Origin of the sequence: Psychroflexus aestuariivivens (genome assembly GCF_004010055.1) — a bacterium.
Classification (GTDB): Bacteria; Bacteroidota; Bacteroidia; order Flavobacteriales; family Flavobacteriaceae; genus Psychroflexus; species Psychroflexus aestuariivivens.
Window position 1 is genome coordinate 1 of the sequence record NZ_RQVT01000019.1, and the last position, 17706, is coordinate 17706.

The 17706-nt window shown below is 32.5% G+C and carries 17 protein-coding genes; 6 read left to right on the forward strand and 11 right to left on the reverse strand.

Annotated features, from left to right (window positions below; translation table 11 throughout):
- Positions 1-125 precede the first annotated feature (125 nt).
- Positions 126-1268, reverse strand: a complete 1143-nt coding sequence (locus EIG86_RS04360; protein WP_127844939.1) for a hypothetical protein — start codon at positions 1266-1268, stop codon at positions 126-128.
- Positions 1269-2271: 1003 nt separating this feature from the next.
- Here EIG86_RS04360 and EIG86_RS04365 point away from each other — a divergent pair.
- From EIG86_RS04365 to EIG86_RS04385, 5 genes are all read left to right on the forward strand, one after another.
- The gene (locus EIG86_RS04365) at positions 2272-3684 is read left to right on the forward strand and encodes a choice-of-anchor B family protein (protein ID WP_127844940.1); all 1413 of its coding nucleotides are present in this window, start codon (positions 2272-2274) and stop codon (positions 3682-3684) included.
- On the forward strand, positions 3684-5054 hold the full coding sequence (locus EIG86_RS04370; RefSeq protein WP_127844941.1) for a hypothetical protein: 1371 nt from the start codon (positions 3684-3686) through the stop codon (positions 5052-5054). Before EIG86_RS04365 ends, EIG86_RS04370 begins: the two co-directional genes overlap by 1 nt.
- A 2-nt stretch (positions 5055-5056) precedes the next feature.
- Positions 5057-5791, forward strand: coding sequence for an MbnP family protein (locus EIG86_RS04375; RefSeq protein ID WP_240032178.1), 735 nt, complete (start codon positions 5057-5059; stop codon positions 5789-5791).
- A gap of 2 nt (positions 5792-5793) precedes the next feature.
- Positions 5794-6840, forward strand: coding sequence for a cytochrome-c peroxidase (locus EIG86_RS04380; RefSeq protein ID WP_127844943.1), 1047 nt, complete (start codon positions 5794-5796; stop codon positions 6838-6840).
- A gap of 272 nt (positions 6841-7112) precedes the next feature.
- Positions 7113-7856 (forward strand): DUF6090 family protein, encoded by a 744-nt coding sequence (locus EIG86_RS04385; protein WP_127844944.1) that lies wholly within the window; start codon positions 7113-7115, stop codon positions 7854-7856.
- A 271-nt stretch (positions 7857-8127) separates the two neighbouring features.
- Here the strand turns inward: EIG86_RS04385 and EIG86_RS04390 are convergent, their stop codons facing one another.
- From EIG86_RS04390 to EIG86_RS04430, 9 genes are all read right to left on the reverse strand, one after another.
- Positions 8128-8532, reverse strand: coding sequence for a ribosomal maturation YjgA family protein (locus EIG86_RS04390; RefSeq protein ID WP_127844945.1), 405 nt, complete (start codon positions 8530-8532; stop codon positions 8128-8130).
- Positions 8513-8905 carry a hypothetical protein gene (locus EIG86_RS04395; RefSeq protein ID WP_127844946.1) on the reverse strand — a complete coding sequence of 131 codons (393 nt, stop codon included), beginning with the start codon at positions 8903-8905 and terminating at the stop codon, positions 8513-8515. The genes EIG86_RS04390 and EIG86_RS04395 overlap by 20 nt, the downstream gene beginning before the upstream one ends.
- A complete protein-coding gene (locus EIG86_RS04400) occupies positions 8902-10290 on the reverse strand; it encodes a DUF4153 domain-containing protein (protein WP_127844947.1) in 1389 nt (462 codons plus the stop codon). The genes EIG86_RS04395 and EIG86_RS04400 overlap by 4 nt, the downstream gene beginning before the upstream one ends.
- 51 nt (positions 10291-10341) lie before the next feature.
- Positions 10342-10638, reverse strand: coding sequence for a winged helix-turn-helix domain-containing protein (locus EIG86_RS04405; protein ID WP_127844948.1), 297 nt, complete (start codon positions 10636-10638; stop codon positions 10342-10344).
- Entirely contained in the window at positions 10635-11264 is a 630-nt protein-coding gene (locus tag EIG86_RS04410) for a hypothetical protein (protein ID WP_127844949.1), read from the reverse strand. Before EIG86_RS04410 ends, EIG86_RS04405 begins: the two co-directional genes overlap by 4 nt.
- Positions 11265-11468: 204 nt before the next feature.
- Entirely contained in the window at positions 11469-12146 is a 678-nt protein-coding gene (locus EIG86_RS04415) for a response regulator transcription factor (protein ID WP_127844950.1), read from the reverse strand.
- A 115-nt stretch (positions 12147-12261) separates the two neighbouring features.
- Complete coding sequence (locus EIG86_RS04420; RefSeq protein WP_127844951.1) at positions 12262-14253, reverse strand: hypothetical protein; 1992 nt, start codon at positions 14251-14253, stop codon at positions 12262-12264.
- A gap of 41 nt (positions 14254-14294) precedes the next feature.
- Positions 14295-14897, reverse strand: a complete 603-nt coding sequence (locus tag EIG86_RS04425; protein WP_127844952.1) for a carboxypeptidase-like regulatory domain-containing protein — start codon at positions 14895-14897, stop codon at positions 14295-14297.
- 16 nt (positions 14898-14913) lie between these two features.
- Positions 14914-15576, reverse strand: a complete 663-nt coding sequence (locus EIG86_RS04430) for a GLPGLI family protein (protein ID WP_127844953.1) — start codon at positions 15574-15576, stop codon at positions 14914-14916.
- A gap of 234 nt (positions 15577-15810) precedes the next feature.
- On the opposite strand from EIG86_RS04430, the gene EIG86_RS04435 reads away from it, so the two are divergent.
- Positions 15811-16809, forward strand: coding sequence for a hypothetical protein (locus EIG86_RS04435; protein ID WP_127844954.1), 999 nt, complete (start codon positions 15811-15813; stop codon positions 16807-16809).
- A 118-nt stretch (positions 16810-16927) separates the two neighbouring features.
- Here the strand turns inward: EIG86_RS04435 and yaaA are convergent, their stop codons facing one another.
- On the reverse strand, positions 16928-17689 hold the full coding sequence (gene yaaA, locus EIG86_RS04440) for a peroxide stress protein YaaA (RefSeq protein ID WP_127844955.1): 762 nt from the start codon (positions 17687-17689) through the stop codon (positions 16928-16930).
- Positions 17690-17706 lie beyond the last annotated feature (17 nt).

Consider the following 17706-nt stretch of genomic DNA (forward strand, 5'->3'; position numbering starts at 1 on the left):
GTATTTATGTCAAATTGATTTAAAACCATCATGAGATTTTGTTTTTGACAAAGCTAGCGGGTAGATTCAAAACTTCTGACCGAAAAATCGCCGAGTTTTGACTGAAAATTAGCCGAGTTGACTTTCTAATTTTCTAGTTGCTGATTATCAGTGCTTAAGCCTTTTAATTTATAGACTAAATCGACAAAGTATTTACGTTCGTTGGAGTAGCATTTGGCTAAAGTTTCCGTGGGATTAATTAAAGGAACAGAAATTTTTGCTTTTTTATACCATTCTCGAAAGGTCTTATCTTTAACAAGTATAAGACCTTCTTCATACATTCTTCTATAAAAATAGCAAACGGATTGACGGATTTCAACGGCTTTAGCTAATGTGCAAAAGATATCATAAGCCTGAGCATCTAAAAAAATACTTTGAGGGAAATCGGAGATTGCATTTCTATCATTTTTAAAATCAATTTTAAATTCCTCGTTGAGCTTACTGGCTAAACTTTCAAATATCTTTGGGCGAGTGACAAAATTGACACTCATATCAAAATCCCTTACCATCTTCAAAAACCAATTATAACAGCCTTCCTTAACTTCTATAATTTGAACACTTGGTATTATTGGAGAGTCTGAATGGTGAATAATTTCTTTCATCACATTGTTCATAGGTGTATTAATTTCGATTTCAAAGCTGAATGATTTTAAAAATTCATCAACCAATGCTTTAGAAATCAAATATTCTAAATGACAAAATGCGTCGTTTAATTTGTCAAGATTTATGAATTCCCTTTTGACACCTCTAGCTAATAAATAACCTGTCAAAGAAAGTTCGGTGCCAGCTAATAGATCATCTTCTAGAGGGATATGCGAATTCATTGAGTTTACTAATGTATCAAAAGATTCAAAATTTCGTGAATTCTTCTCAATAAAATCCAGATAGCGTTCCACCAACGGGTCTTTACAATTTGAATATAATGAAATTCTTTCGGTAAAAGCGAAATGATCCAAAGGCGAATAAGGTTCGTGATTAAATTCTATAGGAATTCTAACAACTTGAAGTTTACCTAAAAAAAACCTTTTTAAAAGCAAATCTTGTCCATCAACAATATCATAAGAGTCATGATCAAGATCTTGAACTAAATTATTGAAATAACAAAAAGCAAGTAGATTTTTAATAAAAATTCTAATCATTGATTCTTGTGTATCATCAATATCTTTTAACCTATAAGATATATCTTGTTCAGAAGGATTTTTGTCAAAGAATTCAAAATTGTAATACATGATAGAGTGGTTTTTATCAAAAATACAAAAAGATAGTATATATGTTTAAAACTTATGAAATTAGTCATCTTTAAAACTTACTGTACTAGTGTGGAGTTTACATTCAAACAAAGCAGCATTAGTGGTGTAAGTTTGAAGTCAAATATACTGAAAACTCTAAATGAAGCCTTCTAGAATGGCCCAAATTCAGAATTTGATAATACTAAATATTGAAGAAACCATATATTGATTCAGTAAGACTTGAAATTAGTTAGCTTTTGAAATGTTTATTAAACTGAGTTATTAGATATATTTTACAAAATCAGATAGTTGTTAGTACTTGCTCAAGATTAAAATTACTATGAAAAAGCTGTTAACGTAAAGAGTAAATAAAATATTTACTTTCAAAATTTTAAATTTTACTTTCTTTCTAAGTTTTATTTGTTAACTTTATTATTCAATACTAACAAAATCAATCGAGTAACTTTAAATTTAATTCATCCAATTAAACTCAACAATTATGGACAAAATAATTAATAACAGAAACTTGACCATTATTAATTTCGGAATCATCATTTACTTCCTCACAATTTATTTGCTGTATTATTTTAAAATAGAGTTTGTATTAATTGGAGTTCTAAGAGAATTATTTACTATACCATTCTTTTTAGCTCAAATAGTTTTTCTTTTCATCGGAATTAAATACTTAATTCAAAATCAAAGACATACACTGACAGTGTTAAGTGTAGTATCACTTGCAATTTGTGCAATTATTACGATTGGAAGTTTTTTTTAAACCCAAATTTTAGCTGATTTCGAATTGATCATAACAAAAAGCAGAATCCTTGAGGACAAATCATCTTTCTTTAAGAATTAGCAAACTTTAGGAGATTCTTGGTTCTATGCTTGGAACATTTAAAAGTTTTAGATGATAGCCTTTTTTTGAAAAACTTTCAAAAGTCAATGTGATAAAGCTTAAGATGTTCATTTATTACAGGACATTTCTTTATATTTGAATCAAAAATTGAAAACTTTCTACAACTCGATTATTTTGTTATGCGCAAGCATAACTTTTGCACAGACACCATGCGAAAATGGTTTTGCCGATGAATTTCCTTGCCTGGACTACGATTTGATGGCTCATATTGATTTAAATGAACTTTCTGCAGGTTCTGGAAATGATTCCTGGGGATGGACAGACCCACAAGACAATTCTGAATATGCCATTGTTGGCTTGAATAATGGTACTGCTTTTATCGATATTTCAGAGCCTACAAATCCAATTTATTTAGGCAAACTTCCTACGCATACTACTAATAGTCAGTGGCGTGATATCAAAGTCTATGGAAATTACGCTTTCATCGTTTCCGAAGCCAATGGTCATGGCATGCAAGTTTTCGATTTGACGAAACTTAGAAATGTGCCTAACGCGCCATTAACTTTTGATGCTGACGCCCATTATGATGGTTTCGGGAATGCACACAACATTATCATCAACCCTAGCGAACCTTTTGCATACGCAGTGGGAACCTCAACCTATTCTGGTGGTCCGCATTTTGTAGATATTTCTGACCCTTTGAACCCCGTTGAAGCTGGTGGTTATGACTCTAGTTTTTACACACATGATGCCCAAGTGGTGACTTACAACGGCCCCGATGAAGATTATATCGGTCAGGAGATTTTTCTTGGTAGCAACGAAGACGAAGTCGTGTTTGTTGATGTCTCCAATAAATTTAATCCAACTTTGATTTCAAGTATAGATTATAGCAATATTGGCTACACACATCAAGCCTGGTTGACCGAAGACCAGCGCTATTTTATCCTTGGTGACGAAATCGATGAAATTAATTTTGGATTCAATACCAGAACTTTAATTTTCGATTTACAAGATTTGGACAATCCCCTACTTCACCATGAATACCTTGGGCCGACTTCAGCCATAGATCACAATGGTTATGTGGATGGCAACACCTATTATCTCTCTAACTATTCCGCAGGCTTACGATTGATAAATGTTGAAAATATCGGTGATGCTGAAATGACAGAAATCGGTTTTTTCGATACTTATCCAGAAAATGACAGTCCTAGTTTCAGCGGATTATGGAGCAATTACCCTTATTTTGAAAGCGGAAATATTGTATTGAGCGACATTGATCGAGGTTTCTTTTTAATTCGGAAATCAGGAACTGTGGGAACGCAAGAATTTGCTACAGAACACTTTAAAATGTATCCGAATCCTGCCACTAATGTGGTTGAATTTGAACACAAAAACAATTTATTAAATTCTATTGAAATATTTAATCTTATCGGTCAAAAAGTAAAAAGTTTTCAATTTGAAGGCGAGAATTCCGTTCAAATTAATATTGAAAATTTGAAATCTGGCATGTACTTAGTCAAAATAAACGGCAAGCACAATGAAAAATTGATTGTAAAATAATGCAGTTTAAACACTACATATTATTTTGTGCTTTTTTCGCTTTGATGGCTTGCAATACTGATGATGATTCACCTGAAAACGGAGACAATATTTCAGAATTTCAAGGCGAAATCGATGTTTTGAAAAGTTTTGGCGGCAGTGCACAAGATGATTTTTTATCGGTGGTAGAAAGTCAAGATTTAGGCATTGTGGCTTTTGGTTTCACACAAAGTAATGACGGCGACATTACCGATAAAACCACGACAGACAGCGATTATTGGTTGGTAAAATTCGATCGAAACCTCAACCTGATCTGGCAAAAAACTTTTGGCGGCAGTAGCGACGATCGCGGTCAAAGTCTAATTTCTACAACTGATGGTGGTTTTGCTGTGACAGGTTTTACACGAAGCAATGATGGTGACATTAGTACAAATTATGGTTTCCAGGATTTTTGGGTGGTCAAACTCGATGCTAATGGCAGTATAGAATGGGAAACCAGCATAGGTTTTGCTGGCAATGACCGCGGATACGACATAATTCAAACCCAGGACGGCGGCTATTTTGTTACCGGTTTTTTAGATGTTACCGCCAGTAATGGTGAAGGGAATGACGATTTCAACTCTGAAGGCAGACCGATGCAAAGTTTTTCGGCTAAACATGGTGTTGGCGAATTTTGGGGCATCAAACTCGATGCTCAGGGCGAGATGCAATGGCGACGTTATTTTGGCGGAACAAATAACGATAGAAGTCGCGCAGTGATTCAAACTGCTGATGGTGGTTTCTTACAAACTGGACATTCCGAAAGCGATGATTTCGATATCACCAACCCGAAAGGCAGTTATGACGTTTGGGTGGTGAAAACTTCAGCGGAAGGCGACTTGCTTTGGGAGAAAAATTTTGGAGGCAGCAGCATTGAAATCGCTTATGATTTAGTGCCAACTTCCGATGGAAATTTCATCTTGGTTGGCGACACCCGAAGCAGCGACCAAGACATTAGCAATCCAAAAGGTAATGCAGATGTCTGGGTCATAAAATTTGATGGCGAAGGCAATATGATTTGGGAAAAAAGCTTTGGTGGCAGCGATTTTGATTCAGCGCAATCCATTGAAATTTTGAATAATGGCGAGTTTCTGATTACCGGAAATAGCAAAAGCATCGATAATGATTTAAACCAAAATTATGGGCAAAATGACATTTGGAACTTTATCATTTCAACAAATGGCGAGCTACAATGGCAATTAAATATTGGTGGTGATGGTTTAGACTTTGGAAATGATTCCGTTCAATTGCAAGATGGAAGCATAATTGTTGTTGGTAGCTCTGAAAGTGACACTGGCGACATAGAAATGAATAAGGGCGATAAAGATGCCGTGATTTTTAAATTGAAATAATAATGAGAATATTAGCTTTTTTAAGTTTAATATTGGTGTTGACATCTTGTGACGATGATGATGCTTACTTAGTTGAACTTAATCTCAATTTTGAACACCACGTCGATAATGAAGTTTTGGTCTTTAATGAAATAAATTACGAAAATAATTCAGATGAATTTTATAGCATTTCTGAATTGAAATATATCATCAGTAACATTCAGCTTCAAAATAAAAATGGAAACTGGTTTAGTTATCCTGTTGAAGACAGCTACTTCTTGATCAATGCTGGAGTTGAAGAAAGTTTAATCGTTAATCTTTCAGGAATCCCGAATGGAAATTATCAAAACATCAGATTTGGATTTGGCGTTGACCAATCGAATTACCCATTGAATGGCGTTAATAATTTTGTGCCGACTGCTGAAGAGAATGATATGCTTTGGAGTTGGTCTGCCGGTTATATTTTCCTAAAATTTGAAGGCGAATATCAATTAGTCGATCCAATTGCACCGGAAAACTTTTTATACCATGTTGGCAGTCATGGACAAAATTTGGACAATTACAGAACCGTAGAATTAGCAGTCGATTTAGATTTAAACGCTGACACACAACTTGATATTTCTGCGGATGTTTCCAAAATATTCGATGCCACGCATCAAATGTCTTTACAACAAAAGTCTGATATTCAAATAGACCCGGAAAACGCTCCGAAAATAGCGGATAATGTTGTAGAAATGTTTCAAATTCAAATGAATTAAACATGTGTAGAGCTTTGTATGTGTTGTGTTTATTGTTTTTGCTCGTTGCTTGTGGTAGCGACGACAGCAGCTATACAGATATTGAAGACGAAAACAGAGTTTTAGATTTTCCACAACCTGATTTTTTCCCCTCACCCACTTACGATTTGGAAGCCAATCCACCGACTGAAAAAGGTTTTGAATTGGGAAAAAAACTTTTTTATGACGGGCGTTTGTCTTCAACAGGTGTTATTTCTTGTGGGTTTTGTCATATTCAGGAGTTTTCGTTTACGCATCACACGCATATCGTAAGTCATGGTGTGAATGGTGCTTTGGGCACACGAAATGCGCAACCGCTGATGAATTTAGCATATATGGAAGATTTCTCCTGGGATGGTTCGGCGGCACATTTGGATGCCTTTCCGATTATTCCTATCACCACCGACGTGGAAATGAATGAAAGCGTGGGCAATGTCATAGAAAAACTAAAAGCCGATGAAGATTACCAAAGTTTGTTTGCCGCTGCTTTTGAGAATGAAAATATCGATGCGGACAATATGTTCAAAGCTTTGTCCCAGTTTTTGATTATGATGGTTTCTGCCGACACCAAATATGATAAAGTCATGCAAGGCAATGCTGTTTTTAGTGAAGAAGAAGCTTCTGGCAAAGCTGTTTTTGAAGCTAAATGTGCCAGTTGTCATTCTGGGATTTTATTCACCGACCAAAGTTACCGCAACAATGGTTTACCGATAAATCCAGAATATAACGACATTGGTCGCGAACGCGTCACTGGCGAGAGTGATGATCGTTATAAATTTAAAGTCCCAACTTTAAGAAATATTGCCCTCACCTACCCTTATATGCACGATGGGCGTTTCCAAACCTTATCTGAAGTTTTGAATCATTATGATTCTGGAATGGATCACACTGAAAATCTGGATCCGATTTTTATCAATGACAATGAAATAGGCATTCCGCTTTCAGACACAGAAAAATCACAGTTATTGGCATTTCTTCAAAGTCTAACGGATGACAATTTTATATTAGACCAACGTTTTTCTGAATTTTGATTAAATTTTTCTAAACGATCAGTCTTTTTTATACATTGAAATCAAAGTTTTAATTCACGCCAAGCTAGCAAAGAGAAAACACAAGCCACGCAAATTATTGATAATCATCAAACATAATTTTGCATACTTTGCGAAAAGCTTAGCGGTCTTTACTGGAAAAATATATACAAAATTCTGGCAACAAATTTTTTAAATATAGCAGTTGAATATTTTTTTGATACTGATTAGCTATGAATTTTTTATGTAATTTAGTCCATTCATGTTAAAAAATTATGGCTAAACTTTTACAACGCAAACGTCGAATTTTAATTAAAAACAAGAACACCAAAGATTATCTGCTTTATGCTATTGGTGAAATTGTCCTTGTGGTTATCGGAATTTTGATTGCCGTGCAACTGAATAATTGGAATGAACAACGAAAACTTCAAGCTAAGGAAATCACCATGTTGAAAGATTTACAAACCAGCTTAACCGCCGCAGTTGAACAACTTGATATGAATGCAAATGGTTTTGAATATTCTGCTGACAACTTATATTTTATTAAGAGTCATCTCCAAGAACAGAAACCAATCAACGATTCTGTAAAAACAGCATTGATGAGTTTGGTGAGTTTTCCTTCGCCAAAATTCGATTACAGCGCTTATGAAAGTTTAAAAACCAAAGGCATTGACTTGATCTCAAATAAAGATTTACGATTTGATATTGTAAATGCTTACGAAGTAGATTTTTATTATTTGATCAAAGATTTAGATTCAAACTTGAGTCGTATTAACACTGATTATTTCCCATTGGCTACAAAACATATTCGTTTTGATTTCAATAAAGATTTGCTAAATCCCAAAGCCAATCCTATTGATTATAAAGCCTTGCTTCAAAATGATGAATTCATCAATATGGTCAGTTTGTTGGCAGGATTTAGGCAAATCGGCGCGGCGAGTTCAGAACAAATCAAAACTGAAATTGAAGCTCTGATTGAAAGGATTGAAGAAGAAATACAGAGGTTGGAGGGTTCATAATTTAAACTTAGTTTTAATACTTCAGATGGGTTGCGATATGAATTGTACTTAGTATAAATAAAAACTGAAGATTTCTGCAATCGTCGACATGGTTTAATTTTGTCACTTAGAGTATTTTTCGATGAACGCTAAACGGGTAGGAAATATATCTAGAAGTCATTGATAGCAAAAAATCATGAATAGTTCTAGATAGTCTGTTAAACATAGTCGAAGTACATTTTTAAGTTCTTTTATGTGTCATATAAAAGTTTGCCATAATTAAAAACTAGCTCTATAAATCATCTTTTATCATAAAACTTTTCACTCTATATTCTACAAAAAAGGTGCACACTATTCCTATTGTGTAAGCAATCAAGTCACCTATGCTAAACGATGTCCCTAAAATAAGACTCACAGTTTTTTTATATTTTTCAGGATAATAATTTTGCAAAGAAGAGAGTTGAAGAAATTCTATTCCAAAAGCAACTGCCAAGGCGAGTAAACTTGCTTTTAAAACCGATATATTTAAAAAACTTTTAATCAGCGTATAAACTAAAATCACAGCAAAAAAATCGCCTAAAGTGTATCTAATAAAACCAGTTGTTTTTTCGATAAATATTTCTAACGTAAAAATTACGATTGACAGTATAAAGTATTTTTTGTGAAATTTAATCATATTATTCAAAGGTAATATCATTATTTTTAGGGTTTAGCTGACTTTCGCATATCCAAACCCAAGCTTGCATCAAGGTGAAAAAGGCTGAGACTAAAAATGCACTGATGAACTCGTCAAAATTAGACTCTACGATTAAATACGTGAATCCACAAAAGACTACAATCGAATAATAAGGAAAATACTTTTTGAAACTGTCTTGTTTATTTAATCGAACAATTGGAAGAATACTTATTAAAATTGTAAAAGAACTAATTATTGTGATTGGTATCATTGAAATTAATATTGCGATAGGAAAAAAAATTCCAAAATCTTCAGTGATCATCATCCAAAAAATGAGTGTTGATAGAAAACTAGATTTTAATAAAATTAGAAATAAACTTGCTAAATGATTCATTTTTCAATTTTTGAATTATCATAAACTACTTCTTGCCAAGAATTATCTTTTAAGTCTTTAATGTAATTCTCATATTTTTGATCTATTCTTTTTTGAAAATTGAGATTAATGTCATTCTTTTCCGCATAGGCTTTCAGCATAAAAGTGTTATTGTTTGATAAATTAATCAGGTAATTATAATCTACTACATCAGCGTAATTGATGTTGTAATGGGTTATCAATTTATCCCAATTTATAGTTGTTGATATAACTAAAATAGCAAAAGCCAAACTGAGATTTTGGCGAAACAGAAACCATAAATTTTTGATTTTAAACACTTTGATGTAAGTCGTTATTAAACCAATAGATGTAGCAATTAAGAAAAAAATTACGCCAATTCTTTTATAGGTTAGCCCAAAAGATGACATGTACTCAATGTTTTTCAATACGGTACTGAAAACTACCATCAGGTTTAAAAAAATCCAGATAGCAGTTAATTTTTTTAAATCTTTGTTTTCATTATAGAAATTAAGTTCTCCTCTAAAAAAATATAGTATAATGACAATAGCCAATACATTAGAAATAATTAGAGCATTAACACCATTATGAACTTGATCAGAAAGTTGTGGTGCAGTCATTTGGTAAATTTCAGTAAGGTAAAAAATGTCGGTTGCTAAAAAAAATAAAATAAGTAGGTTCAGTACAACTAATAATACTAGTCCCAACTGTTTCTCTTTTTTTACTTTTTGTATTTTAGACTTATTTAGGTTAATTTCTTTTAAATTATTACCTATTCTTAAATCATTTGACGTTAGAGTTTCTACGGTAATGGGATGAGAGATATTGTAAAACAAGTAGTAACCTAAGCCTGTAAAAATAATCCATTGAATATTTATAAAACTGAAATCTATTTTGGAAACCATATCATTAAAAACGGGATTCCCATTCCTGTATAAGGCAATGAATATCAATGACAAAGCTAAAGGAATTCCAATTATTTTTGACCAGTACAAATAGTCTATTTTTTTCTTTTTTTCGTTATTATCATCTAGATCAGCCCTGTCGTAGTACCTAGAAAAATAAGAAACAATTGAGGTGTATATGCCATTGATCCAATTAACATATATAGAAGATTTAGGTTCAGAAACACTTCCTATTAGGGTAAAAAAAGCAATTAAATTGGCTAGAATCACCAAGCTTGAATTATAAAAATACACCATTACTCCAGTGATTAAATAAGCTGCGATTTTAAGTAGTATACTTCTGTTTTTTGTGAGTTCAGGATTTTTCAGAATTAGTATTGAAGAAGTCAATACTGAAAATAAAAATAAATTCAACCCAATGTTTTGTTTGTAAAATAATGTGCTGAATATTAATGCGCTTATAAGTGAAATAAGGTTTTTCATTCTTTTTGTTTAAAAAGTACTTTGTATTTCAAAGTTGATTAATAAAAAAATTTAGGTCTTGTTAATTATTTTTTCTAATGCTTCAATATGTTTTTTAAACTCTTGTTCTCCAATTTTAGTAACACTGTATTTTGTATTTGGTTTTCTGCCAACAAATTGCTTTTCAACCTTTATGAATCCAACTTTTTCAAGTGCTTTCGTATGGCTAGCTAAGTTACCATCTGTTGCACCAAGTAAATCTTTTAAAGTTGTAAAATCTACAGATTCATTAACCATCAAAATTGACATAATACCAAGTCGAATTCTATGGTCAAAAGCTTTATTAATATTTAAAAGTATGTTTTTCAAATCTGATTTTTGTTAGGTTTTTTGTCATACTTATAAAACATAATACTTCCATAAATAATATGCATTACACCAAAGCCAAGAACCCAAAACCAAAATCCATATTTTGGAACCAATGCACAAAGTAAGCCTAAAATAATCTGAATGATTCCTAAATATTTAATATCACCAATTGTATACTTAGAGGCATTAAATAGTGCCAAGCCATAAAAAAGTAGCATCAAGGCGGCGGTTTGTCCATATTTCTCTTGCATTAAAATGATTAAGGTATAAACGCCTCCTGCTAATAACGGTACTAGAAAATTAAAAAGTAGTCTTCTTGTTAAGGAATCCCATATTTTTTGATTATTCTTTTTTGCCTTTTTGGTCGTTAAATAGATTGCAGAACCCACACTGAGTAAAGTAACTAACACTAAATCTAATAAGAGCAATAAAAAAGTATCATAGTCTAATATCAAAAATCCAGTGCCAATTTGGTCAGAAACCAGCCAATATGCAAAAGAAGCACCAATGAGTGCAAAACATCCAGCTAGGATTCCCGATAATCCACTTAAGGAAATAAACTTTGAAGATCTATTCATCAAAGTTTTGATTTCACTAATGTCGTTTAAATAATCTATTTTGTTCATACTTAAAGTACTTTGAAGTACAAAGTAAAACAAATTATTTCATTTAATATGAAAAAAATTACTTTTTATTTTTTTGTTAGACTTATTCGTACTTATTCAAAGAAGTTTAATTGTCATATAATATAATTCAATCAACTAGCATACAATTCGATATGTATTTTAAAAGCGACTTGCATAAAATCAGAAAATTCATCAATTTAAGGTTCAAATCAAAGTATCTATAAAATTATTGGCGCGTAGGACTTTCAATAACTCAAAGTCACTGTTGGTTTCTAAACCAAAAACATCTTTTATTTTGGCTTTACGTTTCTTGATGGCGCTTAGAGAAAGTGCAACTTCTGAAGCGATTTCTATTAATGATTTATTCTGATAAATACCTTGCAGAATTTTTAAATCAATATGATCTAAAGCTTCAAATTTTTTAAGATTTTCTACCGCATCTCGATAAGTCGGCGTGCAGGTAAATTTATCTTCATCTATGCTTTGTAGTGTTTCGATGAGAAAATCCAAATCCATATCACATTTGATGAGCACACCACGGAGATTATATTCGTTTTCTAAAGCTTTAAGTGTAATTGTAGAAAATGAAGCTGTAACGACTAACACTTTAGCTTTTGGCATATGTCTTTCTATCAATGGCAACAAATCCACACCACTTTCGTAATAAGCATCGCCAGAATTATAGACTGTTTTGAAACTGAGATCCAAAATTATACCAGTCACATCTTTGTGTAAAGGATTGGTGATGGCCTTATGAGCTTCAGATAAGCCTAAGGCTATTATGGTTTCAAATTTTATGTCTACCAAAGCTATCGCTTTTTGATAAACATCCACCGTGAGCAGGTGGTCTTCTACAATAAGAAGTTTCTTCTGAATAGGCATTTAGTTGGTTTTGTTGCAAAAATATGTAAACTCCTTTTCCTGTCTTTACACCAAAAGTACAGCAATAGAAATATAATTTACAAAAAATATTTAACACCTAGAAACAAATTCTAATTTATTTGAATTTGTATGTTATACCTAAGTTGAAGTAACGTTTGAAAACTGCATTTTCTGTTGAAGTAAATACGGCTTGATTGAAGTCTCTGGTTTCAAAACTCTTTGCATTCAGCAAATTAGAAATACTTAAGAAGAATGACCAATTGGTTTGTGTTTTTTTACGCAATACAAAGTCCAAATGATTAAATTGATCTTTGCTTTGAAGAAAATACACACTTTTGAAACCCAATGCCATGAGTAGTTGATCCGACATCAACTTGGATTTTAATGTGATGCTGTTGGTCAAAAAATTGAACGTATCTTGAAAATCATCTGTAATATTTTCAAATTCAAAATGAGAATATTTGGACAATAAATTGGCATCTAAAAACTCAAAAATACCTGTATCAACTTTAAAACCGAGCAAGTATCGATGACTTTTATTAGTCTGTAAGTTGTCCTCTACTAAATATTGAAAACTATTATTGAGCATTTCCGGTTCTAAAATCAATTTTGTTTGTCCTAAAGTCTTTTTAAATTTCACTGAATAAGCTGTATAACTGCTCTGTAATTGATCGGCGGTTTGTAAAATCAATTTATTACTAAAAGTCTGATTATTTAAATTTTCTGAAATGCCATGCAAAACGGCAGCATCGATTTCAAAATTTCGACTTCTGAAATTTTTAAAATAGGACAATGTATAAGTGGTATTGAAAAACGGCTCTAAGAACTGGCTGGGTAAAAAAATAGTTTGAAAATTCTGAAAATAACTCCCTCCAATAATTTTATCGAGCGGAAAATTCCCTAATGTTTTAGATCCCATAAAATCTAGTGAAGCGGTTTCACTAAAATCATAATTCAGTGCTAAGCTATATTGAAAAAAGTAATCCTTTTCACGAGTTTCACCAAAAGGAAACTCCATTTCAGATAAAGTCAAATCGGTGTTGATAGAGAGTTCTCCAAAAGCGTTTTGATAGCTATAAATGCCGTTATGCAAACGATAGTCCAGGCTTTGATTTGGATTGTTAAATTCAAAATCAAATTGGTTAGAAAAGTTAGTGTTTTTACTATTTTCTAACTGATTGTAGCGCCACCGATAACCAAAAAAATGATTGCCCCAACTTGACTTCAAGTTGAGTCTTATATCTTGTACAAATTGTGTTTCTTTATGATCATTAATTTGGTTTAGCTCATACACGCTTTCATCGATACTTCTGCCGATAAAAGCTGCAATATCCGAATCATCGGTTTCAAAAAAGCTTTGAATTCTGTAATCTTCAGATTTGTAGGACGTTTTAGCTACTGCACCAATTTTTGAAGAGAACTCGTATTCTATGGCATTGTTCAGATAAAGATTTCTTGTCCTGTTCTCCCTGTCGAAATCTCTATTGAAACCACTTTCAGCTTGGGTTTGTATAGCATTGTCAAACCAAACATAATTCACATCGGTTTTTATTTTGATATGCTTCTCAGTATGTTTTAGCTGAAGTTTATTCTTCGTATGCAACTCTCGATTAGTATTATCGATTTGAAGTTGGTTTTGAAGTATATTTTGAAAAAACTGAGTGGTTTGACTAGCGTTTTTTGTGAAAGCATATTTGTTGAACGTCCCAAAATACAAATCGGTTTGTTCACTCAAAACAAAATTAGTCGATAAGCCTAAAATACTATTATCGTTTTGTGTGAAATTATTAAATCCGTATAATTCCTTTTGAAGACCTTGACGTTCTTTTACTTCATTAAAATCTTTGGGTAACGAAAGCATATTCTGCACAGCTTCCTCACCAATATTTTTAATTTGTTTTAGATCAATTCTATTGTTTCCAAAATTGGTACTTTCTCCAAAAAGCTGCAAATTGAAATTTTCATTTAAAGAAAAAAAATTGCCGTAAGCTCCAAATTTTGTGTTATTTTGATAACCTTTGGACGCTTGCTCTTTTCCAAAAAACGATTTATTGAGGTCGGACTGAAGTTGAACATCAAGAACGGCGAATTTTTCATCGCTAAGCAAACTTTCTTTGAGTTTCCTGTTTTTCTCATCGAAACGAACTTCTATATTTTTAACTCTTCTGGTGATAAAGATTTAGTGAGCATAGCATTTCCCATATCTGAAACCTCTTTACCGTCTATAAGAATTTTGTTGATAATTTTCCCGTTCACTTTAATATCTCCATTGGCTTGTATTTCAAAACCTTCCAAACGCGACAATACTTGTTCTAAATTTTCATCATAAGCTTCAGTATGATGTTCAATGTCATAGATAATAGTGTCTTTTTTGACAATCACTGGTGGTTTACTCTGTACAATAACTTCATCCAATTTTGACAATTCTGAAGTTGTCATAAACAAATCCAGCGTCAATGCTGCTTTACTGTCTTTTTCTATCACTAAAGTCTGCTTTAGTTTTGAAAAGCCTAGACGACTAACCTCAATATTATAAACACCAATATCTAAAGCTTTAGAAAATTGAAAAAATCCGCGATTATCCGTTTTTGTTGAAGTGATGTATTTATTAGAGTAATATTCTAAAATTAAAATATTTGCATCAGAAATTGATGTTGAATCTTCGCTGTATAAATTGCCTGATAGTTTTGTTTGAGAAAACGAAACACAACAAATCATTAAGCAAAAGATAAAAGCAATATGATTATTCATAAAATAATATTCAAGCTTAACGATTGGCTTTTCTTATACGCTTTTTGATTGCCTTTTTGTTATTTTCTAAATTATTCAATTCATCTTTGGATATTTCAAAAGCTGCTGATATATCTTCTAAAGTTTTATCAGAATTCATATCTATTTCTGTCGCAACACACTTGTTGTTAGCATTGGAATAATAAAATTCTAAAATCAATCCAGGCAGTCCAGCGTATTTAAAAGGCCCAGCTTCAACAGGAATATCTGTAGTAAACCACGCAAATGTAGTTCCATCCATATTGTTAATCTTGGTTGCTTTTCTCACCGTATAGCCTAAAATTGTTTTCGTTTCATCTGTAATAGTCCACTCAGGATTGTAGAGCCAACTTGCTTTGACTTGGTATTCATCCAGTTGACGTTGTTCTGTAAATTTTTCAGTATCGTAATCATAGTTCACAATATAATGTTGTCCGTGTAGTTGAAATTCTGTACCGTCTTTTTCAAAGGTCTCTCCTTCAAAGTCAACTTTAAATTGTGCCAAATCTTCTGTAATTAAAAGCTCCGAATCGTATTGTAGCAAACCACCAAATGATGTGTATTGGTAAGTGACATTTATATTTTGGGAATGACTAAATGTGTAAAAAACAAACACGAATAAAACTGATAATAAACCATTGTAGGTGAAAAAGTATTTCATAATAATTTCCTTTTAAAGAATCGTAAGAATAAGTTTCAGAAGAGCTTCTTTGTTTGAGCTTATATAAATAACGACAACATTTTCAGAATAGTATACTTTCAATAAGAATCCTGAAAATTGTTTCTTTTTGAACCTAAAATAAAAAATACCCATTGACAGGTATTAAATTATTAACATTAATCAACTATATTCGTTAAATAATTTTAACAGAAAACAACTTTTAAATCTTTAATTATGAAAACAAAAATTTACCTTTCAATGTTAACTTGCGTTGCTTTGGCCTTGTTCAGTTGCAGCAGCGACGATGATAAGAGCAATTCTGATACTTCATCCACTTTTGAAGAATCGTATTTCACAATTCAAGACGGTGAATTCAAAACTGGTTCTATGCCAGAAAGCAACTCAACTGAATTATCCATAACTTCAGTAGATGGCAATAGTACAATATTGCCGGGCGGTAGCAATAATATTTCTATTGCTGCAGAAGGCGACCCGACGCATACTTTAATTGGAATTGAGGGACAAAGCGGATACTACCAACTACCTTATGTAAATAGTGCTGGCAGAAGCTTATCTTCAACTGTCACTTATGATATCGTTCAAATTTTAATCGGTCAGGGCGCAGAATCAGATTTCACGATAGTTATTGCGGTGATTGATGAAGATGGTAATGTGAGTGAATATGTCTATCTCGTTGTCACCATTATTGAAGCTGGTACTGGATTACTACAAGTTAATTGCTCTTGGAACAAAGAAAATGATGTTGACTTACATCTTAAAGAACCGAATGGAGAAGTAATTTATTATGCTAATGCTACCTCTCAAAATGGTGGAATGCTTGATATAGACAGTAATGCGGGTTGCAGTATTGATGGCATCAATAGTGAAAATATTTTCTATGAAGACAGTAGCATCCTTGAAGCTGGTGAGTACGAAGTGATGGTTGACTTATGGTCAAATTGTGACATTCCAAATAACACAAATTATACGGTAACCGTTTATTTTGATGGTCAACTGATCAATGTTACGGAAGGTTCCAATCCGTTCAATGACTCATTCACGCCTGCAGATGATAGTAATGGACCTTTGTCAATTGCTAAGTTTATTATTGGCGCAGACAGACCTAGTGCTGTAGAAAATGAATTTAATAATATTAATACCGTTAAAAGTTATCGTTTCCATTTCGATAATGAAAGACCTCAAGATGATGTTTTGAGTCCTGAAAAACTATAATTTATAATAAGTGAATATGAGATAAACGGCGTTTAAATTATCTTTAAACGCCGTTTTGATTTCTAGATGAAAAATTTATAAAAAAAGAGCTTCAAATTTGAAGCTCTTTTTTTATAAATCAACGTACAAAAACCGGCTCGCTTTCTTTTTCTGTATATTCTTCACTGTAATGATAATCTAAATAATCAAAACCTTTAAGATCACTTAAGTTCTGAGCATTATGGTCTAGAATATATCTTACCATCGCACCACGTGCTTTTTTAGCATAAAAACTTATTACTTTTAGTTTTCCATTCTTGAAGTCTTTGAAAACTGGTGAAATGATTTTAGATTTCAACGCCTTATGATTTACTGCTTTAAAATACTCTTGGCTTGCTAAATTCACGAATAATTCGTCCTCTTTCAATTCTGAATTCAGTGAATCCGTAACTTTCTCCTGCCATAATTCATAAAGATCATCATTTTGTTCAATAGTGAGTTTTGTACCCATCTCTAACCGATAAGGTTGGATGAGATCCAAAGGTTTCAAAATACCATACAAACCGGAAAGAATCCTCAGTGAATCTTGAAGCTTTTCAATTTTATTGTCTGGAATAGAATATGCGTCGATGCCGTCATACACATCACCATCGAAAGTATAGATTGCTGGTCTTGCATTTTCTGTGGTGTGCTTTTCTTCAAAATCTTGGTAACGACCATAGTTCAAATCTGCTAACTTGTCGCTGATACTCATCAGTTCAGAAACTTCAGATTTAGTCATTCGGGCTAATTTCCGATTGACTTGGGCTGCGATTTCTTCAAATTCTGGTGTTGTATGTTTTTTGGTTGGCAATGAATCTTCAAGGTTCAAAGATTTTGCTGGTGAAATAACAATTTTCATAATTTCAATTTTGATTA

Bases quoted from the DNA above. Each gene is read 5' to 3' on its own strand.
- EIG86_RS04410 (WP_127844949.1), bottom strand. From the start codon at position 11,264: ATGAACAAAATAGATTATTTAAACGACATTAGTGAAATCAAAACTTTG.
- EIG86_RS04435 (WP_127844954.1), top strand. From the start codon at position 15,811: ATGAAAACAAAAATTTACCTTTCAATGTTAACTTGCGTTGCTTTGGCC.
- yaaA (WP_127844955.1), bottom strand. From the start codon at position 17,689: ATGAAAATTGTTATTTCACCAGCAAAATCTTTGAACCTTGAAGATTCA.
- EIG86_RS04390 (WP_127844945.1), bottom strand. From the start codon at position 8,532: ATGATATTACCTTTGAATAATATGATTAAATTTCACAAAAAATACTTT.
- EIG86_RS04380 (WP_127844943.1), top strand. From the start codon at position 5,794: ATGTGTAGAGCTTTGTATGTGTTGTGTTTATTGTTTTTGCTCGTTGCT.
- EIG86_RS04425 (WP_127844952.1), bottom strand. From the start codon at position 14,897: ATGAATAATCATATTGCTTTTATCTTTTGCTTAATGATTTGTTGTGTT.
- EIG86_RS04415 (WP_127844950.1), bottom strand. From the start codon at position 12,146: ATGCCTATTCAGAAGAAACTTCTTATTGTAGAAGACCACCTGCTCACG.
- EIG86_RS04385 (WP_127844944.1), top strand. From the start codon at position 7,113: ATGGCTAAACTTTTACAACGCAAACGTCGAATTTTAATTAAAAACAAG.
- EIG86_RS04370 (WP_127844941.1), top strand. From the start codon at position 3,684: ATGCAGTTTAAACACTACATATTATTTTGTGCTTTTTTCGCTTTGATG.
- EIG86_RS04400 (WP_127844947.1), bottom strand. From the start codon at position 10,290: ATGAAAAACCTTATTTCACTTATAAGCGCATTAATATTCAGCACATTA.
- EIG86_RS04430 (WP_127844953.1), bottom strand. From the start codon at position 15,576: ATGAAATACTTTTTCACCTACAATGGTTTATTATCAGTTTTATTCGTG.
- EIG86_RS04360 (WP_127844939.1), bottom strand. From the start codon at position 1,268: ATGTATTACAATTTTGAATTCTTTGACAAAAATCCTTCTGAACAAGAT.
- EIG86_RS04395 (WP_127844946.1), bottom strand. From the start codon at position 8,905: ATGAATCATTTAGCAAGTTTATTTCTAATTTTATTAAAATCTAGTTTT.
- EIG86_RS04375 (WP_240032178.1), top strand. From the start codon at position 5,057: ATGAGAATATTAGCTTTTTTAAGTTTAATATTGGTGTTGACATCTTGT.